General features: G+C 66.0%; 20 protein-coding genes and 1 tRNA gene. 9 read left to right on the top strand and 12 right to left on the bottom strand.

From position 1 onward, the window contains the following. Positions 1 to 33: 33 nt before the first annotated feature. The 5 genes from ACR65J_RS20700 to araB all read right to left on the bottom strand — a co-directional run bounded on the left by ACR65J_RS20700 (position 34) and on the right by araB (position 5,434). Entirely contained in the window at positions 34 to 225 is a 192-nt protein-coding gene (locus ACR65J_RS20700) for a hypothetical protein (RefSeq protein ID WP_440172638.1), read from the bottom strand. Between the two features lie 90 nt (positions 226 to 315). Then, on the bottom strand, positions 316 to 1,347 hold the full coding sequence (locus ACR65J_RS20695; protein ID WP_440172636.1) for a LacI family DNA-binding transcriptional regulator: 1,032 nt from the start codon (positions 1,345 to 1,347) through the stop codon (positions 316 to 318). Positions 1,348 to 1,386: 39 nt separating this feature from the next. After that, positions 1,387 to 2,907, bottom strand: a complete 1,521-nt coding sequence (araA, locus tag ACR65J_RS20690; RefSeq protein ID WP_440172634.1) for an L-arabinose isomerase — start codon at positions 2,905 to 2,907, stop codon at positions 1,387 to 1,389. A 29-nt stretch (positions 2,908 to 2,936) separates the two neighbouring features. Beyond that, positions 2,937 to 3,665: an L-ribulose-5-phosphate 4-epimerase gene (locus tag ACR65J_RS20685; protein WP_440172632.1), complete on the bottom strand. Its 729-nt coding sequence runs from the start codon at positions 3,663 to 3,665 to the stop codon at positions 2,937 to 2,939. Beyond that, entirely contained in the window at positions 3,662 to 5,434 is a 1,773-nt protein-coding gene (gene araB / locus ACR65J_RS20680) for a ribulokinase (RefSeq protein ID WP_440172630.1), read from the bottom strand. The genes ACR65J_RS20685 and araB overlap by 4 nt, the downstream gene beginning before the upstream one ends. A 268-nt stretch (positions 5,435 to 5,702) precedes the next feature. Between araB and chvE the strand changes: the two genes are divergently transcribed. The 3 genes from chvE (at position 5,703) to mmsB (ending at position 9,753) form a co-directional block, all read left to right on the top strand. Beyond that, on the top strand, positions 5,703 to 6,830 hold the full coding sequence (gene chvE, locus ACR65J_RS20675; protein ID WP_440172628.1) for a multiple monosaccharide ABC transporter substrate-binding protein: 1,128 nt from the start codon (positions 5,703 to 5,705) through the stop codon (positions 6,828 to 6,830). Between the two features lie 108 nt (positions 6,831 to 6,938). After that, the gene (gene mmsA, locus ACR65J_RS20670; RefSeq protein ID WP_440172627.1) at positions 6,939 to 8,468 is read left to right on the top strand and encodes a multiple monosaccharide ABC transporter ATP-binding protein; all 1,530 of its coding nucleotides are present in this window, start codon (positions 6,939 to 6,941) and stop codon (positions 8,466 to 8,468) included. A gap of 4 nt (positions 8,469 to 8,472) precedes the next feature. Then, positions 8,473 to 9,753, top strand: a complete 1,281-nt coding sequence (mmsB, locus tag ACR65J_RS20665; protein ID WP_440172625.1) for a multiple monosaccharide ABC transporter permease — start codon at positions 8,473 to 8,475, stop codon at positions 9,751 to 9,753. A gap of 99 nt (positions 9,754 to 9,852) precedes the next feature. Here mmsB and ACR65J_RS20660 read toward each other — a convergent pair whose 3' ends face one another. The 5 genes from ACR65J_RS20660 to ACR65J_RS20640 form a co-directional block, all read right to left on the bottom strand. Next, positions 9,853 to 11,103: an MFS transporter gene (locus ACR65J_RS20660; protein ID WP_440172623.1), complete on the bottom strand. Its 1,251-nt coding sequence runs from the start codon at positions 11,101 to 11,103 to the stop codon at positions 9,853 to 9,855. Positions 11,104 to 11,141: 38 nt separating this feature from the next. After that, positions 11,142 to 13,313, bottom strand: coding sequence for an elongation factor G-like protein EF-G2 (locus ACR65J_RS20655; protein WP_440172621.1), 2,172 nt, complete (start codon positions 13,311 to 13,313; stop codon positions 11,142 to 11,144). Positions 13,314 to 13,398: 85 nt separating this feature from the next. Continuing rightward, complete coding sequence (locus ACR65J_RS20650; RefSeq protein ID WP_440172619.1) at positions 13,399 to 13,824, bottom strand: ChaB family protein; 426 nt, start codon at positions 13,822 to 13,824, stop codon at positions 13,399 to 13,401. Positions 13,825 to 13,892: 68 nt separating this feature from the next. Further along, positions 13,893 to 13,969 (bottom strand) — tRNA-Thr (locus tag ACR65J_RS20645). Positions 13,970 to 14,120: 151 nt separating this feature from the next. Next, entirely contained in the window at positions 14,121 to 15,008 is an 888-nt protein-coding gene (locus tag ACR65J_RS20640; protein ID WP_440172618.1) for a DsbA family protein, read from the bottom strand. A 178-nt stretch (positions 15,009 to 15,186) separates the two neighbouring features. Here ACR65J_RS20640 and ACR65J_RS20635 point away from each other — a divergent pair, with 178 nt between their 5' ends. The 4 genes from ACR65J_RS20635 to ACR65J_RS20620 all read left to right on the top strand — a co-directional run bounded on the left by ACR65J_RS20635 (position 15,187) and on the right by ACR65J_RS20620 (position 20,381). Next, complete coding sequence (locus ACR65J_RS20635; protein WP_440172616.1) at positions 15,187 to 16,689, top strand: alpha,alpha-trehalose-phosphate synthase (UDP-forming); 1,503 nt, start codon at positions 15,187 to 15,189, stop codon at positions 16,687 to 16,689. After that, a complete protein-coding gene (gene otsB / locus ACR65J_RS20630) occupies positions 16,679 to 17,515 on the top strand; it encodes a trehalose-phosphatase (RefSeq protein ID WP_440172615.1) in 837 nt (278 codons plus the stop codon). The genes ACR65J_RS20635 and otsB overlap by 11 nt, the downstream gene beginning before the upstream one ends. A gap of 217 nt (positions 17,516 to 17,732) precedes the next feature. Then, complete coding sequence (locus ACR65J_RS20625) at positions 17,733 to 18,815, top strand: ABC transporter ATP-binding protein (RefSeq protein WP_159632896.1); 1,083 nt, start codon at positions 17,733 to 17,735, stop codon at positions 18,813 to 18,815. 147 nt (positions 18,816 to 18,962) lie between these two features. Further along, positions 18,963 to 20,381: a DUF4032 domain-containing protein gene (locus ACR65J_RS20620; RefSeq protein WP_440172612.1), complete on the top strand. Its 1,419-nt coding sequence runs from the start codon at positions 18,963 to 18,965 to the stop codon at positions 20,379 to 20,381. Between the two features lie 3 nt (positions 20,382 to 20,384). Here ACR65J_RS20620 and ACR65J_RS20615 read toward each other — a convergent pair whose 3' ends face one another. Then, positions 20,385 to 21,755 carry an FAD-binding oxidoreductase gene (locus tag ACR65J_RS20615; RefSeq protein ID WP_440172610.1) on the bottom strand — a complete coding sequence of 457 codons (1,371 nt, stop codon included), beginning with the start codon at positions 21,753 to 21,755 and terminating at the stop codon, positions 20,385 to 20,387. A gap of 189 nt (positions 21,756 to 21,944) precedes the next feature. Between ACR65J_RS20615 and ACR65J_RS20610 the strand changes: the two genes are divergently transcribed. Both ACR65J_RS20610 and ACR65J_RS20605 read left to right on the top strand, forming a co-directional pair. Further along, on the top strand, positions 21,945 to 23,678 hold the full coding sequence (locus tag ACR65J_RS20610; RefSeq protein ID WP_440172608.1) for a glycoside hydrolase family 13 protein: 1,734 nt from the start codon (positions 21,945 to 21,947) through the stop codon (positions 23,676 to 23,678). A gap of 2 nt (positions 23,679 to 23,680) precedes the next feature. Next, positions 23,681 to 24,736 carry a LacI family DNA-binding transcriptional regulator gene (locus ACR65J_RS20605; protein ID WP_440172606.1) on the top strand — a complete coding sequence of 352 codons (1,056 nt, stop codon included), beginning with the start codon at positions 23,681 to 23,683 and terminating at the stop codon, positions 24,734 to 24,736. Here ACR65J_RS20605 and ACR65J_RS20600 read toward each other — a convergent pair. Continuing rightward, positions 24,733 to 25,269 carry an SRPBCC family protein gene (locus tag ACR65J_RS20600; protein WP_440172604.1) on the bottom strand — a complete coding sequence of 179 codons (537 nt, stop codon included), beginning with the start codon at positions 25,267 to 25,269 and terminating at the stop codon, positions 24,733 to 24,735. The two genes, ACR65J_RS20605 and ACR65J_RS20600, sit on opposite strands and share 4 nt — an antisense overlap. Between the last annotated feature and the right edge of the window lie 125 nt (positions 25,270 to 25,394).

Below are 25,394 nucleotides of genomic sequence, written 5' to 3'. Positions count from 1 at the left end.
GGGCATTATCCCGCTACCGGCGCAATAGTGTGCTTAACCAGACATTGGGCCCGTTCCAGGCACTTCTCCTGCGTGCTCCGAGCGGGCCTGGCCGGCCCCTATGGTCACTCCGCTTAGGGCCGGCAGCCAGCCCCACCGGGTGGCGTCGGCGGCATCGGATTCGGACTCGTAGGTGAAAGTGTCCAGCAGCCAGTCGCGGAGCCGGACGTACAGGGTAGCCGTCATGCCTGAAACCTACGCAGCCATTGTTGTGGCCACGTTTCGCCGCGGTCTCCGCCGGATTAACGGCGACGATTGATTCCGGCGACGCTGACGTTACCGCCCGGGCGGGGCCGTGCTGCTGCGCAGGACCAGTTCAGGCTCCACCACCAGGGTCCGTGGCCCCTCCATGCCCTCGAATGCCGTGAGCATCATGTCCATGCACCGGCGGCCCAGCTCTTCAAAGTCCTGCCGGACCACGGTGAGGGGCGGACTGAAATAGCCGGCCTCGGGCTGGTCGTCGAAGCCCACCACGGATACGTCCTGCGGCACCCTGATGCCCGCCTCGTTCAGCGCGCGCAGGACCCCCAGCGCCATCTGGTCGTTGCCGACGAAAAGGGCAGTGGCATGGCCGCCGGCTGCCAGCCGCCTGCCGATCTCATAACCGCTGCCCGCACTCCAGTCCCCCTCGGCAATCAGGTCTGCGGTGAGTCCGGCGGAGGCCAGGGCGTCCCGCCAGCCGTTGGCGCGGGCCACGGCGTCGATCCATTCCTGGGGCCCCGCGACGTGTCCGATCCGGACGTGCCCCTGCCCGATGAGGTGTTCCACTGCCAGTTCGGCCCCGCGGTGCTGGTCCACCTTGACGCCGCCCACGGTGTCATTTCCGGTGGGACCCACGGCCACCACCGGTACTCCGATGGGCAGTACCGCCAGGGCGGCCAGCGTCTCCAAGTGCGGAACGATCACCACGATTCCGTCCACCGACTGGTCCAGGAAGTGCCGGACGGCGTCCAGGATCGCGTCCCGGTTGACCTCCCGCAGCGCCGCGACGCTGACGAAGTATCCAGCATCCCGCGCCGCACGTTCCACCCCCAGCAGGGTGTTGGCAGGGCCGTACTGCGAGAGCTCGCTGCCCAGGACGCCGATGGTCTGCGAGCGCCGGGTGACCAGGCTCCGCGCGGCGGTGTTGCGGCGGTAGCCGAGTGCGGCAATCGCCGCTTCCACCTTCCCGCGGGTCCCGGGGCTGACGTTGGGGTGGTTGTTGACCACCCGTGAGACGGTCTGGTGCGAGACCCCGGCCAGTTCCGCCACGTCCTCGAGCCGGGGCAGGCGGCGTGGCCTGCCGTCCGTCACGGGGTTCCTGTCCATGGCGGCCGGCGTGGCCGGGACCTCACCGGTGGCACTGGATCAGATCCCACCGGCCAGTTTGTAGTAGGCGGCGTTCCAGTTCAGGTCCTTCTTGAACTGGCGGATGGTGGTGTCTTCGTCGATGGTGAGCAGTTCCGTTTTGGCGATGTCGGCGAAGTCCTCGAAGACGTCCATGCCCACCTGGGTGGAGAGCACGGTGTGGTGGGCGGCGCCGGCGGTGAGCCAGGCGGCGGCGGAGGTGGCGAAGTCCGGCTTCGGCTCCCACAGGGCGCGGGCCACGGGGAGGTTGGGCAGCGGCTGGTCGAGCGGGACGACGTCGACGGCGTTGGCCACCAGGCGGAAACGGTCGCGCATGTCGGACAGGGCGACGACGACGCCCGGGGAGGCGTCGGCGTCGAACACCAGGCGGACGGGGTCTTCTTTGCCGCCGATACCCAGGGGGTGGATTTCCAGCCGCGGCTTTGCTGCCGTGAGGGAGGGGCAGACCTCGAGCATGTGGGCGCCCAGGATCTTCTCGGAGCCGGGTTCCAGGTGGTAGGTGTAGTCCTCCATGAGGGAGGCGCCGCCGGGCAGGCCGGCGCCCATGACCTTGGCGGCCCGGACCAGGATGGCGGTCTTCCAGTCGCCTTCGGCGCCGAACCCGTAACCGGCGGCCATGAGCCGCTGCACGGCCAGGCCGGGAAGCTGGCGGAGGGCGCCGAGGTCCTCGAAGGAGGTGGTGAACGCGGCGGAGCCGTTGCCTTCCAGGAAGGACCGCAGGCCCAGTTCGATCCGGGCGCCGTACCGCAGGGAGTCGTGCCGGGCCGCGCCTGCGCGGAGCTCCGGCACCACGTCGTAAAGGTCCTCATACTCGGCCACCAGGGCGTCGACGTCGGACTCCGCAGCACCGTGGACGGCATCGGCGAGCTCGTTGACGGACCAGGTGTTGACCGCGACGCCGAAACGCAGCTCGGCCTCGGTTTTGTCGCCTTCGGTCACGGCCACGTTGCGCATGTTGTCGCCGAAGCGGGTGAGCTTCAGGCTCCGGACGGCGGCCCAGCCGGCGGCGGCCCGCTGCCACGAACCCACTTGGCGTGCCACCTCGGGGTTGGAGACGTGCCCGACGACGGTCTTCCGGGCGATGCCCAGGCGGGACTGGATGTAGCCGAACTCGCGGTCGCCGTGCGCGGCCTGGTTCAGGTTCATGAAATCGAAATCGATGTCCGCCCACGGCAGGTCGCGGTTGGCCTGCGTATGCAGGTGCAGCAGGGGCTTGCGCAGCAGGTCCAGGCCCTGGATCCACATCTTGGCCGGGCTGAAGGTGTGCATCCAGGCCGTCACTCCGATGACCGAGTCATCCGAGTTCGCCTCCAGCGCGGTGCGCCGGATGGCATCGGAGTCGGTCAGGACCGGCTTCCACACGATCCGCACGGGAACCGACGAGGAGGCATTGAGCTGGTTGGCGATCTCCTGCGATTGGGCGGCCACCTGCTTGAGGACTTCCTCCCCGTAGAGGTGCTGGCTGCCCGTAAGGAACCAGACTTCGTAGCCGTCGAGGGACGTGGTTGCTGCGGTGCTCATGAATTCTCCTGGGAAGAGTTTTGGGCCGGTTATTGGCCGTAAACGTTCTGGTAGCGGGCGTAAAGGGAGTCGATGTGGTCCTGGCCGATGGGCAGCGGCTCGCCCAGCTGCCGGGAAACGTGCACGGTGCGGGCCACTTCCTCGCACATGACAGCGGCCTTCACGGCGGACCGGGCGTCCTTGCCGATGGTGAACGGGCCGTGGTTCTGCATCAGGACCGCAGGGGACTTGGAATTCTTCAGCGTTTCCACGATGCCGTGGCCGATCGAGTCGTCACCGATCAGCGCGAACGGGCCCACGGGGATGGACCCGCCGAACTCGTCCCCCATCATGGTCAGCACGCACGGAATGGCTTCTCCCCGGGCAGCCCACGCGGTGGCATACGTGGAGTGCGTGTGCACCACCCCTCCCACCTCCGGCATGTGCCGGTACACGTAGGCGTGCGCGGCCGTGTCCGACGACGGCGACAGCGCGGGATTGCCCCAGTCCACCGTGCCGCCCCCACCAAGGTTGGTGCCCCTGACCGGGGTGCCATACAGGTCGGTGACAATCATCTGCTCCGGGGTCAGGTCCTGGTACGAGACGCCGGAGGGCTTGATGACCATGAGGTCGGTGCCGGGAACGCGGGCCGAAACGTTGCCGGCGGTCCACACCACCAGTCCGTACCGGGTCAGCTCCGCGTGCAGGGCGCACACCTCCGCCCGGACCCGGGCAATGGTTTCCAGGAGACCGGTTCCGGCGCCTGTTCCGGCGGTCATGCGGACACCCCCACGGGTGCTTCGGACACGGCGCCTGCGCCAGGCTGGGCCGCTTGGGCGGCTTTGCGCTGGATGGCCTTGAGCCGGTGCATCACGTCGTTACCGCCCCGGCCGAAGTAGTCGTGGAGGGCCTTGTATTCCTGGAACAGTTCTTCGTAGGCGGCCGCGTTTTCGGGAATTGGCGTGTAGACCTCCCCGGGCTCGGCGCCCATGGCCGCGGCGGCCGCACGGATGTCCGCGTATTCGCCCGCTGCGACGGCGGCGTGGATGGCCGATCCCAGGGCCGGACCTTGTTCCGAGCCGATGGTGGACAGCTGCAGGCCGGTGGCGTCTGCATAGATCTGCATCAGGAGCCTGTTCTTGAGCAGGCCGCCGGCCACGATGAATTCCTTGACCGGGACCCCGGCGTCGCGGAAGGCGTCCACGATGGTGCGGGTTCCAAAGGCTGTGGCTTCCAGCAGCGCGCGGTAGGTATCCTCCGGCCTGGTGGCCAGGGTCTGGCCCACCACCATGCCCGAAAGCTCGTGGTCCACCAGGACCGAACGGTTGCCGGAATGCCAGTCGAGCGCGATCAGGCCGTGCTGTCCGATGGCCTGCCGGGATGCCAGTTCGGTGAGGTACTCGTGAATCCCCAGTCCGGCGTCCTTGGCAGCCTGGTGATATTCGGGCGGGACGCCGTACTTGGTGAACCAGCCGAAGATGTCGCCCACGCCTGACTGTCCGGCCTCGTAACCCCACAGGCCCGGCACGATTCCACCATCCACGGCACCGCACATTCCCGGCACCTCGCGCAGCTCGCTGCCGTTCATGACGTGGCAGGTGGAGGTGCCCATGATCGCCACCAGCTGGCCGGATTCCACAGCCTTCGCGGCCGGGGCCGTGACATGGGCGTCAACGTTTCCCACGGCCACCGCGATGCCCTCCGGCAGCCCGGTCCAGGCCGCTGCCTCCGCCGTAAGGGTGCCGGCGGCGTCCCCCAGCTGGCCGATGGTGTGCTCCAGCTTGGAGCTGACAAAGTCCTTGAAGTCCGGGTTCAGGGCGGCCAGGAACTCTTCGGAAGGATACCGGCCATCCTGGTAGATGCCCTTGTAGCCGGCAGTGCAGGCGTTGCGGACATACCGGCCGCAGAGCTGCCAGACGATCCAGTCCGCCGCCTCCACCCAGTGGTCCATCGCGGCGTAGGCCTCCGGGTCCTCCTCCAGCAGCTGCAGCCCCTTGGCGAACTCCCATTCAGAGGAGATCAGGCCCCCGTAGCGGGGAAGCCAGTCCTCCCCCCGTTCGGCGGCAAGCCGGTTGATCCGGTCGGCCTGGCCCTGCGCAGCGTGGTGGCGCCAGAGCTTCACGTAGGCGTGCGGGCGGTTGGCGAAGCCGGGCAGTTCGTTGAGGGGTGTGCCGTCCGCCTTGACCGGGACCATGGTGCAGGCAGTGAAATCCGTGGCAATGCCGACGACGGCGGCAGGGTCGATCCCGGCGTCCGCCACCGCGGCGGGGACGGCGGTCCGCAGGACCTCCCGGTAGTCGTTGGGCACCTGCAGCGCCCATTCCCCGGGAAGCCTTGCGGCTTGTCCGTCGGATCCTGCGCCCGCTGGGTCCTTGGGCAGGGCATCGGTAACCACTGCGTGCGGATACTCATGGACCGCACTCCCAAGTTCCTTGCCGTCACGGACCCGCACCACCACGGCACGGCCTGAAAGGGTTCCGTAGTCCACCCCAATGACGCAATGGTCATGGCGGGACTCGGAGCTGGAAGTGAACAGCGCATCTGGCATGGGGTTGCCTCCGTCCGGGAGGCATGGGCCTCGTTACCGGGTTTTGTAGGGGTCAGGGTGGAGCTACGTGCTGCAGCAAGTGTGAACGCTAACAAACCAGAAGTCAATGAACCCGAAAGGTTTTCGAAATTCCCGTCGCGCACTCTTGTTAGCGTTCACAAATGGGTCTATATTGAACCGACACATCAACAATGTGGCCAGGACCAGGGAGCAGCGGTGCTGCCCGGTCCACCAACACTTCGCGGCAGTGCTGCCGCGGAAGGAGAAAATGGTGAGAATCAAAAAACTGATGGGCGCGGTGGCCCTTGTCCTCGCCCTGACGGTGGGCGCCACCGGTTGCGGCTCCCGTGGCGGGGCCAGCGAATCCAGCAGTGCCGCCAAGCCCAGCGATTCGCTGGTAGGCATTTCGATGCCCACGCAGACGTCCGAACGGTGGATCGCTGACGGAGCGAACGTGGAGAAGTCCCTGAAGGACCTCGGCTACAAGACGGACCTCCAGTTCGCCAATGACGATATCCCCACCCAGGTTTCGCAGATCGAGAACATGCTGACCAAGGGCGCCAAGGCCCTGATCATCGCCGCCATTGACGGCACCACCCTGACTGACGTCCTGGCCAAGGCCAAGGAGCAGAACGTCAAGGTCATCGCGTACGACCGCCTCATCAACGGCACCCCGAACGTCGACTACTACACCACGTTCGACAACTACACCGTGGGTGTCCAGCAGGCCACCTCGCTGCTGACCGGGCTGGGCCTCGTCGATGCCACCGGCAAGAAGGTGGACGGCAAGGGCCCCTTCAACATCGAGCTCTTCGCCGGCAGCCCCGACGACAACAACGCCAACTTCTTCTGGACCGGCGCCATGGACACGCTCAAGCCGTACCTGGATGCAGGCACCCTGAAGGTCCCCAGCGGCCAGACCAAGTTTGAGCAGGCAGCGATCCTTCGCTGGCAGGCACCCGTGGCCCAGAAGCGCATGGAGGACATCATCACCTCCGCCTACAGCTCCGGCACCAAGCTGAACGGTGTCCTGTCCCCGTATGACGGCCTCTCCATCGGCATCATCTCGGCCCTCACCAGCACCGGCGGCTACGCCAAGGGAAGCCTGCCCGTGGTGACCGGCCAGGACGCCGAAAAGGGTTCCGTGAAGTCCATCATCGCCGGTGAGCAGTACTCCACCATCTTCAAGGACACCCGCCAGCTCGGCGCCCAGGCCGTCAAGATGGTCGACGCCGTCCTCAAGGGCCAGGAAGCGGAAACCAACGACACCAAGACCTACAACAACAAGGTCAAGGTTGTCCCGGCCTTCCTGCTGAAGTCCGTGATCATCACCAAGGACAACTACAAGAAGGAACTGATCGACTCGGGCTACTACACCGACGCCGACGTCAAGTAGTCAGCGTCCGGGGGCTGTGGCCGGGCCGCGAGTCCGGCCGCAGCCCCCTCCCGCCGCCTCCTGCAGCAGCAGGAAGGCCCAGCTTCGACCAGTCAGTGGGAATTGACGATGAACACACCCATTCTTCAAATGCGAGGAATCACCAAGACGTTCCCGGGCGTAAAAGCCCTCCAGGACGTCACCCTGGATGTGAACCGTGGAGAGGTCCACGCCATCTGCGGTGAAAACGGAGCCGGCAAATCAACACTCATGAAAGTGTTGTCCGGCGTCTATCCACACAACACCTTCGAGGGGGAGATCCTCTTCGAAAACGAACCCTGCAACTTTTCCAGCATCTCCGACAGCGAGAAGCGCGGGATTGTCATCATCCACCAGGAACTGGCCTTGAGCCCGTACCTGTCCATCGCCGAGAACATCTACCTTGGCAACGAACAGGCCACCAACGGGTGGGTGGACTGGCGCAAGACCAACCTGGAGGCAGCCCGGCTGCTGGCCCGCGTCGGCCTCGACGAAAACCCTGTCACCCCCGTGCAGCACATCAGTGTGGGCAAGCAGCAACTGGTGGAAATCGCCAAGGCATTGTCCAAGGAAGTGAAGCTGCTGATCCTGGACGAGCCCACGGCCGCCCTCAATGACGAGGACTCCGGCCACCTGCTGGACCTGATCCTCCACCTGAAGGGCCAGGGCGTCACCAGCATCATCATCAGCCACAAACTCAACGAGATCCGCAAAGTGGCAGATGCCGTCACCATCATCCGGGACGGCAAAACCATCGAGACGCTGCGGCTCGACGAAGGCCAGATCACCCAGGAGCGGATCATCCGCGGCATGGTGGGCCGGGACCTTGAGAGCCTGTACCCGGACCGCGAGCCGCACATCGGCGAGGAAGTCCTGCGGATCGAGGACTGGTCCGTCCGCCACCCCCAGGACCACACCCGCATGGTGGTCAGGAACGCCAACCTGCACGTCAGGAAAGGTGAAGTGGTGGGGCTCGCCGGCCTCATGGGTGCCGGCCGCACCGAACTTGCCATGAGCGTCTTCGGCCGCACCTACGGAACCGCCACCTCCGGCAAGGTTTACAAGTACGGCGAGGAAATCAACACAGCCACGGTGTCGGACGCCATCAGGCACGGCATCGCGTACGCCACCGAGGACCGCAAGCACTATGGCCTGAACCTCATCGAGGACATCAAGCGGAACATCTCCCTGGCGGCTCTGCGCAAGCTGGCCAAGCGCGGCTTCGTGGACAAGAACCAGGAGACCGTGGTGGCCAACGGCTACCGCAAGAGCATGAACATCAAAGCCCCGTCGGTGGCCGCCATCACCGGGAAGCTGTCCGGCGGAAACCAGCAGAAGGTGGTGCTGAGTAAATGGATGTTCTCAGATCCTGACGTGCTCATCCTCGATGAACCCACCCGCGGGATCGACGTCGGTGCCAAGTACGAGATCTACACGATCATTGCCAAACTCGCGGCCGAAGGAAAAGCGGTGATCGTCATTTCCTCGGAGCTCCCCGAGCTCCTGGGCATCTGCGACCGCATCTACACCCTCGCTGCCGGGCACATCACAGGTGAGGTGCCCATCGCCGAGGCCACCCAGGAAACCCTGATGCACTACATGACCAAAGAGAAGGAATAGCGAAATGTCCGCCCTACGAGAATCGCTCGGATTCCTCACCAGCCGCCTCCGCCAGGTCGGCATCTTCGTTGCCCTGATCCTGATCGTCCTGCTGTTCCAGGGACTGACCGGCGGCATCCTGCTGGAACCGCAGAACGTGACCAACCTGGTGGTCCAGAACAGCTACATCCTCATCCTGGCCATCGGCATGGTGATGGTGATCATCGCCGGGCATATCGACCTTTCCGTGGGATCGGTGGCCGGGTTCATCGGCGCCGTGGCCGGCGTCATGATCGTGCACTGGGGCTGGCCGTGGTGGGCCGCCATCCCCGCCTGCCTGCTGGTCGGCGCCCTGGTTGGTGCCTGGCAGGGCTACTGGATCGCCTACGTGGGGATCCCCGCCTTCATCGTCACCCTGGCGGGCATGCTGATCTTCCGCGGGCTGACGCTCATCACCCTGAAGAACCAGCAGATCACCCCCTTCCCGGCGGAGCTGCGGGCCTTGGGCGGCGGCTTCCTTCCGGACCTTACCGGCGGCACCTCCGTGCTGGAATGGCTCACCGTCATCCTGGGCGTCGGCGCCACGGTGGCCCTGCTGATCCAGGCCCTCAAGGAGCGCAGGATCCGCCGGAAGTTCGATCTCGAAAGCGAACCCCTGGTCTGGTTCGTCATCAAGACCGCCTTCACGGCGCTGCTCATGCTCGTCATCACCTTCCTGCTGGCGTCCTACCGGGGCACGCCGATCGTCCTGGTGGTCCTGGCGGCGCTGGTCATCGCGTACACCGCCCTCATGAACAACAGCGTCTTTGGCCGCCACACCTATGCCATCGGCGGCAACCTCCACGCAGCTGAGCTGTCAGGCGTCAAGACCAAGGCCGTCACGTTCCGGCTCTTCGTAAACATGGGCGTCCTCTCCGCGCTGGCCGGCCTTGTCTTCACCGCCCGGCTCAACTCCGCACAGCCCGCGGGCGGAACCGGCTTCGAGCTCGATTCCATCGCCGCAGCCTTCATTGGCGGCGCTGCCGTCACCGGCGGCATCGGAACGGTGGCGGGAGCCATGATCGGCGGCCTCATCATGGGGGTGCTGAACAACGGCATGTCCATCCTGGGCCTGGGCACTGACTACCAACAGCTCATCAAGGGCCTGGTACTCCTTGTCGCGGTCGGTTTCGACATCTTCAACAAGAACCGCAGCGGTGGCGGCGGCGACATTGGAAAGCGCTTCAAGCTCAAGACCAGCCCACCGCCGGCCCAGGAGAAGCCAGCGCCGGCAGCCAGCGAAACGATCGAGGCAGGCATCAAGTAGGAAGAACCGCACCTTCGAAGGCCCCCGCTGCCCCGGACCGCGTCCAGGCAACGGGGGCCTTTCCCTGCGTCCGGCTGCAGCGCTCCGACGGGCAGCGGCTCAGGGGGCAGCCAGGCCGGCGGCAACATCCGCCGGCGAGCGCCGGCGCCGGCTCAGCACGATGAAGGGTGCCGCCAACAGCTGGACCGCGCCGCCCAGGGCCAGCGACGCCGGGTAGCCATACAGGTCAGCAGTCCTGCCGAGCAGCGGCTGCACCACCACTCCCCCGCTGGACCCCATGAGCGAGGCAAAGCTCAGGACAGTTGCCCGCTGCTTCGAGGCAATCATGTCGTTCAGGTACGCCTGGCGCACGGGGGTACCTGCGGAAGCAACCACCGCCCAGAGCGCCAGGAGTACCAGGGCCAGCCAAAAAATGTGGGTAGCCAGGAGCACCACCAGGACCGCTGAGCTGGTGATGGTGGAGGCGATCAGCACCGTGGTGCGGCGGCGGACCCGCCTCCGGACCACGGGAGCAAGCCAGCCGCCCACAATGTCCGCGCCTGCAACAATAGCCGCTGCCAGGCCTGCGATGGCGTACGCCTTGGGATCGCCGAAGAGCTGCAGCAGGTAGGGCTGGAGGGCGTAAAAGACGTAGAATCCCACCCCCTCGGTGAACGGGGCAGCCAGCATCATGAACCGCACCGGGGGGTTCTTCAATCCGCCGTCCACGGAGGCCTGCAGGACTGCGCGGGTGGCCTGCAGAGGGTGCGCCGACCGCTCCGGGGTGAAGCCGACGTCGTGCATGAGCAGGAAGGCGACAGCGAACATTGCCACCAGGACCGCGACCCGCAGCAGGAACGGCACGCCCAGGTTCGTGGCCTGGGCGATGACTCCGCCCGCTACTGATCCGGCCAGCATGGCGATGCCGGAAACCATCTGGCCCTTGCCCAGGACGGCTTCCAGGCCGCCGTCGTAGCCGGAAAAGTGGAGGGCGTCCACCAGCCAGGCTTCCACTGCACCCGAGAAAAAGGTGAAGCCAAGGCCCAGCAGTGCAGACACTCCTGCCCACCACCAGAATGGAGCCGACAACTGCCACAGCAGGTAGTAGAGGTACGTGGACGCAGCCAGGGTCACGGTGCCCAGCAGGAAGGACGTGCGGCGTCCCCAGCTGTCGGCCACCACCCCGGTGGGCACCTCGAAGAGAACCATCCCGGCGGTGAAGAAGGCGTTGGCCGCGAAGGCTTCCAGGTTGGTGAGGCCGGCATCGAGCAGGAAGAGCGTGTTGATGCCCCAGATGAACGACGCCGCAAGGGTGTTTCCCAGCGTCAGCGTCAGGTAAATGTTTTGGATCTTTCGTGCTGCGGCGTTCACCGGCGGCCGTTCCCTTCGGGCTGTTCCTGGCCGGCGGATCAGGACGGGCTGTAGTTGGGGGGAACCGGATCATGGCGCAGGTACTGCCGGCGGAACCTGCCCGTACCTGCCGTCAGGGCCCGCAGTTCCACTGCGTACCGCAGGAGTTCCTGGTCGGGGACTTCGGCGCTGATCTCCGTCAACCCTTCGCCGGACGAGGTGGTGCCGGTGAGGCGTCCGCGCCGGCCGGACAAATCGCTCATCACGGTGCCCACATGTTCGTCGGCAACGGTGATGGACACGGAGGACACCGGTTCCAGGAGCTGGATCTTGCCGGCGGCCGCGGCTTCGCGGAGGGCCAAGGCCCCTGCAGCCTGGAAGGCCGCATCGGAGGAGTCCACGCTGTGGGCCTTGCCGCCGGTCAGGGTCACGCGAAGGTCCACCACGGTAAAACCGGCAGACACTCCCCGGTCCATTTGTGCCCGGACTCCTTTTTCGATGGACGGGATAAACGTTCCAGGAATGACGCCGCCCACGGTCTTGTCCACGAACTCGAACCCGCCGCCGCGCTCCAGCGGTTCCACCTCGATGTCGCATACGGCGTACTGGCCATGGCCGCCGGACTGCTTGACGTGGCGTCCGTGGCCGGAGGCGGGGGCCGCGAAGGTTTCCCGCAGCGGTGTCACCACGTCTACGGTGTGCAGCTTGACGCCCTGTTCCCGCAGCCGGTCCAGGACCACCTCCGCGTGGGCCTCACCCATGCACCACAGCACCAGTTGGTGCGTTTCGGCGTTCCGTTCCACCCGGAGCGTGGGATCCCCCGCCGCGATCCTGCCCAGGCTGCGCGCCAGGGCGTCCTCATCGCTGCGGGAATCCGCTTCCACGGCGACTGGCAGCAGCGGCTCGGGCATCTCCCACGTGGCCAGCAGCAGCGGGCTTTCCCGGGCGGAAATGGTGTCTCCGGTTTCCGCGCTGCCCAGCTTCGCCAGTGCACACATGTCCCCGGCCACGCAGTAGGGAACGGGGCGCAGGCTGGCGCCCAGCGGAGAGTATATGTGGGTGACCCGTTCATCGGTGTCGTGGTCCTGGTGCCCGCGGTCTGCCAGGCCGTGGCCGCCCACGTGGACCGGCGTGTCCTCCCGCAGCGTCCCCGAGAAGACGCGCACCAGGCAGATGCGTCCCAGGAAGGGATCGTTGGAGGTGCGCACCACTTCGGCGGCGAGCGGCCCGGCCGGATCGCACACCAGCCTTCCGGCCGGCTCCCCCGCGAGGTCGGTCGTCTCCGGCAGGCTGCGTTCCGGCGGGGCCGGGAAGGCGCGCACCAGCACGTCGAGCAGCTCCGCGGTGCCGAGCCCTGTGACGGCGGACGTGGGGAGGACGGGAAAGAACGAGCCACGGGCGACGGCGGTTTCCAGGTCGGCCGCCAGCACCTCTATGTCGATGTCCTCCCCTTCCAGGTAGCGGTCCATCAGTGTCTCGTCTTCGCTTTCGGCGATGATGCCCTCGATCAGGGCACCCCTGTCAGGCCCGGCGGCAGCAAGTTCCTCCGGGGCTGCCGGACGGACATCGGGGGCTGGGTCTCCGGAGGAGTAATCCGTCACTTCCCGGGACAAGAGGCCAAGCAGGCCGGTGGCCCCGCCCCCTGCCGGCACCGGGACGCACAGCGGCAGGATGCCGTCGCCGAACGCTTTCCGGCAGGCGGCCAGGGCGCCGTCGTAATTTGCGCGCGGGTGGTCCACCCGGGTGATCACGACGGCGCGTGGCAGCCCCATGTGCGCGCACTCGCCCCACAGTGCGGTGGTGGTGGCGTCGATTCCGTCGACCGCGGAGACCACAAAGAGGGCGGCGTCCGAGGCCCTTAGTCCCGCCCGCAACTCCCCGATGAAGTCCGGGTAGCCGGGGGTGTCCAGGAGGTTCACTTTGACGTCGTCAACCATCAGCGGCACCAGGGACAGTGTGACACTGCGCTGCTGGTGAACCGCTGCCGGATCCGAGTCGCTGACCGTGGACCCGTCCGCAATGGATCCCTTGCGGGTGATCATGCCGTTGGCCGCGAGCAGGGCCTCGATCAGCATGGTCTTTCCGGCGCCGGAGTGCCCCACCAGGGCCACGTTCCGGATCCGGGCCGGGTCCTGGGCCGCGATGCCGGCGGCCTGGTCGGACCGCTTTGAATCAGGCCCGTTCCTGCCGCCTGCCGCCCGCGCTGACTCCCTGGTGCTCTTCACCGACATTGGAACCTCCTGGCATCATTGCCGACCGGACCGGACGTGTCCTCTGATTCGACACCTTGGGACGGCGGGACGGCAAGAGCGCAGGCTATTTGCTGCGGGCTTTGCGGGTGGCTGCGTCGTTGGCCTTCTGGAGAGCGTGTACCAGCTGGTCCTTGTCCATCTTCGAGCGGCCCTTGACGTCCAATTCCCTGGCCAGCTTGTAAAGGTGCTCCTTGGAGGCGTTGGCATCGACTCCGCCGGCGGTGGGTTCGGATGAACGTACGCCCTGTTCCGCTCGCTTGTCAGAGGGGCCGCGGTTTTCCTTGGGCTCCCAGTGGTCGCCCACCTTCTCATAGCTGTGCTTCAGGGAGGCGTAGGCTGCACGGGCAGCGCGTTCTTCGTCCTGGTCATAGGACTCAAGCGCCGAATCGTAGGTTTTGGCGAATGTGTCCTGGGCCTTCTGGTCAGAACGCTGCAGGGTCGAAGGAAGCTCGTCCTTGCGGGCATGGTCATTCTTGCCGGTCTTGGGCATGGCACCCATCCTCCTTTAGTCAGCAGGCTGATTATTCGGATGGATCCAGCTTAGACCTGGAGGTTGTGTGGAGCCCCCTGTCGGATTCGAACCGACGACCCCCGCTTTACAAGAGCGGTGCTCTGGCCAACTGAGCTAAGGAGGCGTGCCCCTGCGGGCGTGCGCCCCGGAAGGCGCTAGATAAGGTTAGCCCAACTCCCGCCGGGCGTAAAAACGCGACGGCGCCGCCGCTGTACGCGGCAAGGGCCCGCCCCGGAGCCGATCCGGAACGGGCCCTTGCCCTAAAGTGTTGGCCCTTAGCCCTTGGCCGCGATGGCCGCCTGCAGGAAGTCCGGGAACGGCGTCTGCGCGCTGTCCCCCTTGCCCCACTGCTTGCCGTCCACCAGCACCGTGGGCGTACCGGTCACGCCGATGGCCGCCGCTTCCTTGGTGGTGAACTTCACGAACGGGCGGTAGGTCTTGTCATCCACGCAGGAGTCGATGTTCACGCCCATGTCGGATGCCATCTTCTTCAGGTCGTTGTCTGAGAGGCCCGCGCTGCCCTCGGCCGGCTGCTTGGCAAACAGCGCGTTGACGAAGTCGGAGTACTTCTCGGGGGACTTGTTGACCACGCAGGCCGCCGCGTTGGCGGCGCGGGACGAGTAGTTGGTGGTGGACCGGCTGTCCAGGAACCCGAGGGCCCGGTACTCAACGGTGATCTTGCCTTCGTTGCGCAGCGAGGTGAGCTGGTCGTTGTACTGAGTCTCGAAGTTCTTGCAGATGGGGCAGATGAAGTCGATGTAGAGGACAACCTTCACCGGCTTGCCGGCCTCCGCTTCGGCGCCCGGAGCCGCTACCTCGGCAGGCGGCGTCTTCGGGGCGTCCCCCAGGGACGCAGCGTCAACCGTTGCCGGTTCCGTCTTTGCCACGTCGGTGTTGGCCAGCAGGGTGACGCCGCCGTGGACGTTGGCATTGGCCGGGACGGGCCCCTGGTCCGCAACCGGCGCGTTCTGCTTGAGGCTGTTGGTGACTACCAGGGCCACCACCACCAGGATGGCCACGACCGCCGCCACGATGCCCCAGCCGATCAGGAGCTTGTTGCGCTTGTCCTTCTTTACCTGTGCTTCGCGGATCAGGCGCGCCTTTTCCCGCGCCTCCGCGGTTCGCTCAGCCTTGGACTTACGTACTTCGTTTGCGGGGCTCATGAATTCCTTGGGTCGGTCGACGTAGGGGGACCACTTGGTGGCACCCCAACATTTTAGGGGAGAAAGCTGAGAGCTTGCGGGTTCAACCATTCTTCCGGGTTGACCAACGGACGAATAGCCCCGATGATTCCGTCCGGCTAGGGTGGCTTAAAGGCACAAGCAACCCCAGGGGGCCGCAATGCAAACACCCGTCCAGGAAAAACCAGCCGGAACAGCTACGGCCGGCAGTTCCGGTTCCGGCCACGCCGGCCACACCAAATACGACTTCATGGTGGTCTCCAACAGGCTGCCCGTCGACCGGGTGGCACCAGGGGACGACAGCGACGACGGCTCAGGCTGGCGCCGGTCCCCCGGCGGCCTGGTGACTGCCCTCGCGCCGATGATGACCAAGACCGACGGCGCCTGGGTTGGGTGGCACGGCGCACCGGACGAGACGGTCAAACCGTTCAGCCACGGGGGCATGGACCTTGTTCCGGTCCAGCTCAGCACCGACGACGTGGAGCTGTATTACGAAGGATTCTCCAACGCCACCCTCTGGCCGCTGTACCACGACGTCATCGCCCCGCCGGAATTCCACCGCACCTGGTGGGACGCGTACCGCAAGGTCAACCAGAGATTCGCCGACGCCGTCGTCCAGCACGCGGATAAAGGCGCCACGATTTGGGTCCAGGACTATCAATTGCAACTGGTGCCGCGGATGCTGCGCCAGGCGCGTCCGGACCTGCGGATCGGGTTCTTCAATCACATCCCGTTTCCCCCTCCGGAAATCTTCGCCCAGCTGCCGTGGCGCCAGGCGATCATCGACGGCCTCCTCGGCGCCGACCTGGTGGGGTTCCAGCGGCCCAGCGATGCGGGCAACTTCATGCGCTCCGCGCGCCGCTTCCTGGGCGCCAGCGTCAAGCAGCAGCAGGTCCACGTCAAGGGCCAGGACGGCGCCATCACGCACATTGCCAGGGCTCAGGCTTTTCCCATCTCCATTGACGTGCAGCAGATCAGCGAACTGGCGGCGAAACCCGAGATCATCGAGCGTGCCCGCCAGATCCGCCAGGACCTTGGAAACCCCAAGACCATCCTGCTCGGCGTCGACCGCCTGGACTACACCAAAGGCATCCGGCACCGGCTAAAGGCCTTCGAGGAGCTCCTGGCAGACGGCCGGCTCACCGTCGGCGAGGCTACGCTCATCCAGGTGGCATCCCCCAGCCGCGAGCGTGTCGAGCAGTACCGCCTGCTGCGGGAGGAGGTGGAAGGGACCGTGGGCCACATCAACGGCACCTACGACACCATCGAGAACACCGCTGTCCGCTACCTGCACCACAGCTATCCGGTGGAGGAGATGGTGGCGCTGTACTTGGCCGCCGACGTCATGCTGGTCACCGCCCTGCGGGACGGGATGAACCTGGTGGCGAAGGAATACGTCACCGCGCGCACCAACAACGACGGCGCACTGGTCCTCAGTGAGTTTGCCGGCGCCGCCGACCAGCTCAAGCAGGCCCTGCTGATGAACCCGCACGACATTGACGGGCTCAAGGCCACCATCATGCGTGCTGTTGAGCTGCCGCCCAGGGACGCGTCGCGGCGCATGCGGGCCATGCGCAAGCAGATCCTTGAGCATGACGTGGATTACTGGTCCGCGGACTTCCTCCACGCGCTGAATGAGAAGGTGGTCCGCGATGACTCCTGAGGGCCGCCGCAGCAAGGCACCGCTGGCGCTGTCCCCCGAACTCCGGAAAGCCCTGCGCCGGATTGCCGGCACCGAGCACCTGCTCGTGGCCATGGATTTTGATGGCACCATGGCGCCCATCGTGGGCCGGGCACAGGACGCCCGGCCGCTTCCGCGGTCGGCCGCCGCATTCGCTGGCCTCGCCGTGCTTCCACGCACGACGACGGCCCTCATCTCGGGCCGGGCCCTCGCCAGCCTGCGGGAGGTCGCTTCCCCGCCGGTCGACACGCTGCTGATCGGCAGCCATGGCGCCGAGGCATGGCTGGGCCCGGGCTCCACCGAGCTGGCCCTTGAGCCGGACCAAAAAGCGCTCCTTGAAGACGTGCGGGCGGAGCTGGCAGACATCGTTTCACAGGCTCCCGGCACCTCCCTGGAGTACAAGCCCGCGGGCGTGGTGCTGCACACCCGCCAGGCAGCGGACGACGTGGCGGAGGACGCTGTAGCGGCCGCGCGGTCGGTACTGCAGGACCGCAAGGGCGTGTACCTGAAAGAAGGCAAGCGCGTCCTGGAGACCTCGGTGGTCAACGCTTCCAAGGGAGAAGGTGTCACCTTCCTTCGGCAGGCCACCGGGGCCACCGCCGTGCTGTTCGCCGGCGACGACGTCACGGACGAGGACGCTTTTGGCCGGCTGGAACCGGGCGACGTAGGGGTCAAGGTGGGCCTCGATTTCACCCAGGCCCAATACCGGGTGGAGGCCCCCGTCCACATCGCGGAGCTGCTGGAGACGCTGCTGCAGGAGCGAAGCATCGCCGTGGCCGAAGAGGATCCTCAGACTGCTTCCGGTTAGGACGTGGCCGGCGGCACATGTGACGTTCGTAACATTTACGCAAAGAAGCGCAACCTCTGGCATACTCTTTGTGTGATGTGGCGCACAACCAGCGTGCGGCGTCATTCTGTGCTCCGGGCTTAGGCGCGGAGCACTTTGCAGGAACAAAACTGAATAAACATGAACCATTCACAACGGATCGTCCGGCACGTACCTGCCGGTGAAGGGATTGATAACTGTGGCTACAGTTACTTTTGATAACGCTACGCGCCTGTACCCGGGCACAGATAAGCCCGCCGTCGATAAGCTCAACATCGACATCGCCGATGGCGAATTCCTGGTCCTCGTGGGACCCTCCGGTTGCGGTAAGTCCACCTCCCTGCGCATGCTCGCAGGCCTTGAGGACGTCAACGCCGGCCGTATCCTGATCGGTGACCGCGACGTCACCGATGTCCCGCCGAAGGACCGCGACATCGCGATGGTTTTCCAGAACTACGCGCTGTACCCGCACATGACTGTGGCCGACAACATGGGCTTCGCCCTGAAGATCGCCGGCGTCTCCAAGGAAGAGCGTGCCGAGCGTGTCCGCGAAGCCGCCAAGCTCCTGGACCTCGAGCAGTACCTGGACCGCAAGCCGAAGGCACTCTCCGGCGGCCAGCGCCAGCGTGTTGCCATGGGCCGCGCCATCGTGCGTAACCCGCAGGTCTTCCTCATGGATGAGCCGCTGTCCAACCTGGACGCCAAGCTCCGCGTGCAGACCCGTACGCAGATCGCATCCCTGACCCGCCGCCTGGGTGTCACCACCGTGTACGTGACGCACGACCAGGTGGAGGCCATGACCATGGGTGACCGTGTGGCCGTGCTGAAGGACGGCCTGCTGCAGCAGGTTGACACCCCGCGCAACCTCTACGACCGCCCCAAGAACGTCTTCGTGGCCGGCTTCATCGGCTCCCCCGCCATGAACCTGCTCGAGCTTCCCGTCGTCGACGGCGGCGTCCAGTTCGGCGGCACCGTGTACCCTGTGCCGCGCGACGTCCTCGAAGAGGCACACGGCTCCACGGTCACGCTGGGCAGCCGTCCGGAGGACCTGGAAACCGCCCCGCAGGGTGAAGGCCTGAAGGTGGAGGTTGACGTCGTCGAAGAGCTCGGCGCCGACGCCTACGTCTACGGCCACACCAACCTTGACGGCAAGGACCACGACATCGTGGCCCGCGTCGACGGCCGCCGTCCTCCGATGAAGGGCGAGGTCATCTACGTCCGTCCGCAGTCGGGCCACGTGCACTTGTTCGACACCAAGACCGGCCTGCGCCTCGGCGACTGATTTGTGCCGCGTGGGCCCTCCAGTCGGAGGCCTGCGCAACCGACGGCGGCCCGCACCCTTTTCGCAAATGGTGCGGGCCGCCGTCGGCCTTTAACCATGCCTGAGCGGGATTTAGCCGCCCTGCCCCGAGTACGGAAGAATTGACCCATGACCGAGGAATACAGCGCCCAGTGGCACGACGAACCCACCGACTACGCGCAGATCGGTAAACTGCCGCGGTTCGTGGCCGCGAGTGCCGACGACAACAAGGCAGCATCGGTAGCCTCGTCGCTGAACATCACCGCGGCGGCGGCGGATCCCGAACTGCTGGACCTGCCGTGGCACATCGCCCTTGAGGAGTGGCCGGCCCAGTACCTTGCGGCACTCCCCCGCGGTATTTCCCGGCACATCGTGCGCTTTGCCCACCTGGGCGGCTCGGTCATCGCCATCAAGGAAACCTCCGAGCACGTGGCCCGCCACGAATACCACATGCTCCGCAAGCTGGCCCGTTTCGATGTGCCCTGCGTGGAGCCGGTGGCGGTGATCACGGGGCGCACCACCCCTGACGGGCGTCCGCTCAACCCGGTGCTGGTGACCCGCCACCTGAAATTCTCCATGCCGTACCGAGCGCTCTTTTCGCAGATGCTGCGCAAGGACACGCTGACCCGCCTCATCGACGCGCAGGCCCTGCTGCTGGTGAGGCTGCACCTGATCGGTTTCTACTGGGGTGACGTTTCGCTGTCCAACACGCTCTTCCGCCGCGACGCCGGCGCTTTCGCCGCCTACCTGGTGGACGCCGAAACGGGCGAGCTCTACCCTGACCTTTCTACCGGCCAGCGCGAATACGACCTCGAGATTGCCCGGGTCAACATCGCCGGCGAGCTGATGGACCTGCTGGACGGCGGCCTCATTGAGGAGAAGGTGGACCCTGTGGCCACCAGTGAGCTGATCATGGACAGCTACCGGCGGCTGTGGGCTGAACTGACCGAGAAGGAATCCTTTGAACTCGGCGAGCGGTGGCGGGTGGGGGCCCGTATCCGGCGGCTGAACGAACTCGGCTTCGACGTCGAGGAATACGCCATCAAGACCACCCAGAACGGCTCCACCATCCAGCTGCAGCCCAAGGTGGTGGACGCGGGACACCACCAGCGGCGGCTGCTGCGGCTTACCGGCCTGGACGCCCAGGAGAACCAGGCCCGCCGCCTCCTCAACGACATGGACTCGTTCCGGGCGGACAACAACCCGGAAATGGACGAGGAATACAGCGCCCATCTTTGGGTCAGCCAGATCTTCGAGCCGATCGTCCGTGCCATCCCCCGGGATCTCTCCGGCAAGCTCGAGCACGCCGAAGTGGTGCACGAGGTCCTGGAGCACCGGTGGTACATGTCAGAGAAGCAGGAGCGCCACATTCCGCTGGCAGAGGCCGTGCAGTCCTACATCGACTCGATCCTCCGGCACCGGCGGGACGAGGCCGCCATCATGCTCAACCCGGACACCGAACTGCTGAAGATCCTCGAGGTGGAACATGAGGAGTCCCGCTACGGCGCTGACGAATCCGACGACGAATATCCGGATTCGGACGACTGAGTCCTAGATGGCCTTCCCGGGGTTCAGGACTCCGGCCGGGTCGAACAGGTCCTTGATGCTGCGCTGGAGCTCCCGGATGGGCTCCGGCTGCTCCTGGCCCAGCCACCGCAGCTTGTACTGGCCTACACCGTGCTCCCCCGTAATGGTGCCGCCCATGGCCAGGGCCGCGGTGATGGACTCGTCCAGGGCCACCTGGAGCCGCTCCATGGCGCCGCTGTCCAGGTCCGGCCCCTTCCGGTCGATCCAGAAGGTCGGGTGCAGGTTGCCGTCGCCGGCGTGGGCCACCACCTTGAGGTGCACCTGCTGCGCGGCGGCCATGGCCTCAAGCGCTGCAACGTAGTCCACCAGGCGGGAGCGCGGAACCGCGACGTCTTCGCCCACCCGGTACTCGTCGTCCACCTCGGTGCCCCTGCTGTGCCGCCGGAGCTCCACCAGCCGTTCGGCTTCGGCACTAGCCTCGGTGGTGACGATGGCTCCACCGTCACGCAGCACATGTCGCACCACATCGGCTTCCGCGGCAGCCCCAAACCCGTCCGTCTGGACCAGCAGCAGCGATCTTCCCCGTGCGGTGAGGTCGGAGCCATGGATGTCGTCAAGTTGTGCCAGCGTCCCGCCGTCGAGCAGTTCCATGATGGCGGGCTGGACGCGCGCCCTTCCCACCGCCAGGACGCCTGCGGCGGCCAGCCTGAAGTCCGGGTAGAAGGCGGCGACGGTGTGCACTTCCCGGGGCAAGTACTTCAGCCGCACGGTGATTCCGACGACGATGCCCAGCGTGCCTTCCGACCCCACGAACAGGCCGGTGAGGTCATAGCCCGCCACGCCCTTGAAGGTCTGGTGGCCTGTGTGGATCAGGGAACCATCCGCCAGGACGACATCCAGTGCCAGGACTGAGTCCCTGGTCACCCCGTACTTGGCGCACCGGAGGCCGCCGGCATTGGTGGCAACGTTGCCACCGATCGTGGAGCTCCTGAAGCTGGCAGGGTCCGGCGCATACATGAGGCCATGCTCTGCGGCGGCTTCGTTCAGGACGGCGTTGACCACCCCGGGCTCCACCACGGCGGTTTCATCATCCGGGTTCAGGGCGAGGATCCGGTCCATCCGCTCCAGGGAGAGGATGACGCAGTTGGCGGTGGCATGGGCACCACCAGATACACCTGTGCCGGCTCCTCGGGGCACGATCGCCACTCCGTGGCCCGCACAGGCCTTCACCACCGCCTGGACGTCTGCCACCGATTCCGCGAACACCACTGCGAGCGGAAGCTGGAAGTCAATGACCGGCGCCTGGTCTACGGCGTACCGGCGAAGCGAGACCTCACCCGTGTCCAGTTGACCTGGCGCCAGGATGGCTTCCAGCTCGTCAACAATGCTTCCCACAAAGCCTCCACCCGTCGTCGGACATACCTTGCCAGTCTAAGTGCGCTGAAGCCGAGGCCCGGGTTTCAGGTGCTGTAACCGCTTCCAGTCCTGCAGGCTGCCAGACCAGCAGTGAAGGATGACAGTTGGCTCGAAACAATGATGGAAGCGTTTTCATTAATGCACTGCTCCACCGCTATGCTGACTTCCATGCCTGTCGAAACTGTGACCCAGGACACTTCCGCTCCTGCCGGTCCCCTGACGCTCATCCATACTGCTGACACCGCCCCGGGCTGGTGGCGCTCCGCGGTGATCTACCAGGTGTATCCCCGGTCCTTCCGGGACCTGAACGGGGACGGCATTGGCGACCTGGCAGGGATTACCGAGGAACTGCCGCATCTGGCAGACCTGGGCGTGGACGCCGTGTGGCTGTCCCCCTTCTTCCGTTCCCCGCAGCGGGATGCCGGTTACGACGTCAGCGACTACTGCGACGTGGACCCCATCTTCGGCACGCTGGGCGACTTCGACGTCATGATGGCTGAATCGCACCGGCTGGGCCTGCGGGTCATCGTGGACCTGGTACCCAATCATTGCTCGGCGCAGCATCCCGCATTCCAGGCAGCCCTTGCAGCGCCGGCCGGAAGCCCGGAGCGGGACATGTTCATCTTCCGCGACGGGACCGGACCGGACGGACAGGAACCGCCGAACAACTGGCAGTCCCACTTCGGCGGCCCCGCGTGGACCCAGGTGGAAGGACCGGACGGCCAGCCGGGCCAGTGGTACCTGCACCTCTTCGACTCCTCCCAGCCGGACTTCAACTGGGACAATCCCGCCGTCCACGCCGAGTTCGAGCGTGTGCTCCGGTTCTGGCTGGACCGGGGCGTCTCAGGTTTCCGGGTGGACGTGGCCCATGCGCTGGTCAAGGCCCCAGGGCTGCCGGCCTGGGGCGGGCGTGCTGACGGCGGCAGCAGCGACGGGTTCCCCGGCCATGAAGCACCCATGTTTGGCCAGCCGGCTGTCCATGACATTTACCGCGCATGGCGCCTGATCCTGGACGAATACGGGCCTGACCGCATCCTCTGTGCCGAGGCAAGTGTCGACCTCCACCGCCTGGCGCAGTGGGTCCGGCCCGACGAGATGCATCAGGCGTTCAACTTCCCCTATTTGCATGCGGGCCTTGACGTCTACCGGCTCCGCTCGGTCATCACAGACTCGCTGACTGTCCTTGACGGGGTAGGCGCCCCCAGCACATGGGTGCTTTCCAACCATGACGTGGTCCGCCACGCCAGCCGATTTGGCTACAACGGGCTGGGCCCGCGGGACGGGGACGGCATCGGATGCGCTGACCCGCAGCCGGACCACGACCTCGGCCGCGGCCGCGCCGCCGCTGCTTCGATGTTCATGCTGGGACTCCCCGGCGCCGCCTACCTGTACCAGGGCGAGGAGCTGGGACTGCCCGACGGCGTCGACATCCCCGACCATCTCCGCCAGGACCCTACGTTCGCCCGCACCGGTGGGCAGCGGCTTGGCCGCGACGGCTGCCGGGTGCCGCTGCCTTGGAGGGGCGAGGACCTGCATTTGGGGTTTGGTTCAGGAAGCGCCCCCTGGCTGCCGATTCCTGCCACGTTCAAAGCACTGGCGAGGGACCTGCAGGCGGAATCGCCGTCGTCGCACCTTTCCCTGTACCGCAGCGCCCTTGCCTGCCGGCGGGAACTGGACCTGGGCAGGGGGTCCTTGTCCTGGGCCGAGGACTGGTGCACCGGCTCCTCCTTGGGCTATGTGAACGGCACTACGCTGGTGCTTATGAACCTGAACCACGAGCCGCTGGAAATGCCTGCGGGCCATGTCCTGATCCGCAGCCTGCCCGCAGGTGCGGGCCATGCCCTTGCCTCCGGTGAGACGGCGTGGATCCAGCTTGGACCGGACGCCCCAGCAGACCGCTGACAATGGCAGGCATCAAAGAAGTTGCCAGCCGGGCAGGCCTCTCAGTGGCCACCGTCTCGCGGGCATTGAGCGGTAAGACCAATGTCTCGTCCAAGAGCCGCCGGCTGGCCCAGGAAGCTGCCCGGGAACTCGGCTTCGTCCCTTCCTACCATGCGTCCAGCCTGGCGTCCGGACGGAACCACAACGTTGGGCTGGTGATACCCAATGTGCAGCGCTGGTACTTCTCCTCGGTCTTGGAGGGCGTTTCCGAAACCCTGCTCGATGCGGGCTACGACCTGACGCTGTACAACGCGGGCGAGCAGCCGGAGCGCCGCAACAGCATCCTGACCGACTTCCTGCTGCGGAAACGCCTGGATGCCGTGATCGCGGTGGCGCTGGTGCTCAGCGAAGAAGAGATTGGCCAACTCCTGGCCGTACACCGTCCCATCGTGGTGATCGGAGGTGCCCTGCCCGGGGCCTCGACCATCAGGATCGACGACGAGGGCCTGGCCATGATGGCTACCCGCCACCTGATCGGGCTGGGACATACCCGGATTGCGCATATCACGGGGAACACAGGGCCGAACCGGGACTTCAAGCTTCCGCAGCTTCGGCAGAAGGGCTTTTCCGCGGCAATGGCAGCCGCAGGGCTGGCGCTTCGGCCGGAGTGGCACGCCAGCGCTGACTTCACCATCCAAGGCGCCTACGCAGCTGGCCGCCGGCTGCTGGGAACTCCCGCGGAACGGCCCACGGCAGTTTTTGCCGCGTCGGATGAGATGGCGGTGGGCATCATGCTTGCCGCGCGCGACTTTGGGCTCCGGGTCCCGGAGGATCTCTCCGTGGTGGGAATTGACGGGCATGATCTGGCAGAGACCTTTGGGCTGACCACGGTCAGCCAGGATCCGCGGGGCCAGGGAAGGCTGGCGGCGGCTACTGCGTTGGCACTGCTGGAGGGCGCCGGCGGGGACTCCGACGGCGGTCCGGCAGCTGCGGCAGGACAGGACCAGGAGTACCCAACAGAATTCGTGATCCGGCACAGCACCGCCGTGCCAACGGACGTGGCCGGGCGGACCCCTTAGGACAAGCCAGGTGAGGCGCCAGGTGAGGCGCCATCCGCTGAGGCGCCGGCACCCATGAACCGTGCGAAGCTTTCCAGGATGGCCGGCCATGCGGCAACGTACTCTTTACGGGCAGCAACCGGATCCTCGGCCCCCTCCCACCCCTCGTGGAACACGCGGACCTCCGTTTCGGGCCCGACGGCGCGGAACACCACCAGGAGCTCCGTGGACCACAGCGCCGTGGTCCCGGGGTGCCAGGTGGCATGGAAGGACAGCGGCGGCTGCCAGTCATCGAGAGTGCCCCAGATACTGGTCCGCCCGTCGTCAGCTGTCTCGAGGATGAGGTTCTCCTCAAACTCCACATAGGAACCGGCTCCGTAGACCCCGTGCTTCTCCAAGGGCCACCACAGGTGGGTGTGGTCAGTAAATCCCGCGAAGGCCCGTGCCACAGGACCTGGGACCAGGATGGTGTTCACCACCGGCTCCAGGGGCTCCGAACCCTTGGGGCCGTCATCGTGCGAAGGGTCCTGGGCGTGGCTGAAGATGCTGCTCATGAGGGTCAATCCTACCCGCGGCATATGGCCGTCCTGCGGCTTCCGGGTTGGTGGTTAAAGTCGGAGGGCCCTGACATTCCTTGTCAGGGCCCTCCATTAATGATGTTCCGGCGGTGACCTACTCT

It is taken from the genome of Arthrobacter sp. SAFR-044, assembly GCF_059414985.1.
The sequence above is the reverse complement of the archived record's forward strand: the minus strand, read 5'-3'. Positions and strand labels throughout refer to the sequence as shown.

Excerpts from the sequence above, each read along its gene's own strand:
- ACR65J_RS20685 (WP_440172632.1), bottom strand. The coding sequence starts at position 3,665 with ATGACCGCCGGAACAGGCGCCGGAACCGGTCTCCTGGAAACCATTGCC.
- ACR65J_RS20640 (WP_440172618.1), bottom strand. The coding sequence starts at position 15,008 with ATGAGCCCCGCAAACGAAGTACGTAAGTCCAAGGCTGAGCGAACCGCG.
- otsB (WP_440172615.1), top strand. The coding sequence starts at position 16,679 with ATGACTCCTGAGGGCCGCCGCAGCAAGGCACCGCTGGCGCTGTCCCCC.
- ACR65J_RS20655 (WP_440172621.1), bottom strand. The coding sequence starts at position 13,313 with ATGTCGGTGAAGAGCACCAGGGAGTCAGCGCGGGCGGCAGGCGGCAGG.
- mmsA (WP_440172627.1), top strand. The coding sequence starts at position 6,939 with ATGAACACACCCATTCTTCAAATGCGAGGAATCACCAAGACGTTCCCG.
- mmsB (WP_440172625.1), top strand. The coding sequence starts at position 8,473 with ATGTCCGCCCTACGAGAATCGCTCGGATTCCTCACCAGCCGCCTCCGC.
- chvE (WP_440172628.1), top strand. The coding sequence starts at position 5,703 with ATGGTGAGAATCAAAAAACTGATGGGCGCGGTGGCCCTTGTCCTCGCC.
- araB (WP_440172630.1), bottom strand. The coding sequence starts at position 5,434 with ATGCCAGATGCGCTGTTCACTTCCAGCTCCGAGTCCCGCCATGACCAT.
- ACR65J_RS20700 (WP_440172638.1), bottom strand. The coding sequence starts at position 225 with ATGACGGCTACCCTGTACGTCCGGCTCCGCGACTGGCTGCTGGACACT.
- ACR65J_RS20605 (WP_440172606.1), top strand. The coding sequence starts at position 23,681 with ATGGCAGGCATCAAAGAAGTTGCCAGCCGGGCAGGCCTCTCAGTGGCC.
- ACR65J_RS20610 (WP_440172608.1), top strand. The coding sequence starts at position 21,945 with ATGCCTGTCGAAACTGTGACCCAGGACACTTCCGCTCCTGCCGGTCCC.
- ACR65J_RS20620 (WP_440172612.1), top strand. The coding sequence starts at position 18,963 with ATGACCGAGGAATACAGCGCCCAGTGGCACGACGAACCCACCGACTAC.
- ACR65J_RS20635 (WP_440172616.1), top strand. The coding sequence starts at position 15,187 with ATGCAAACACCCGTCCAGGAAAAACCAGCCGGAACAGCTACGGCCGGC.
- ACR65J_RS20650 (WP_440172619.1), bottom strand. The coding sequence starts at position 13,824 with ATGCCCAAGACCGGCAAGAATGACCATGCCCGCAAGGACGAGCTTCCT.
- ACR65J_RS20695 (WP_440172636.1), bottom strand. The coding sequence starts at position 1,347 with ATGGACAGGAACCCCGTGACGGACGGCAGGCCACGCCGCCTGCCCCGG.
- araA (WP_440172634.1), bottom strand. The coding sequence starts at position 2,907 with ATGAGCACCGCAGCAACCACGTCCCTCGACGGCTACGAAGTCTGGTTC.
- ACR65J_RS20600 (WP_440172604.1), bottom strand. The coding sequence starts at position 25,269 with ATGAGCAGCATCTTCAGCCACGCCCAGGACCCTTCGCACGATGACGGC.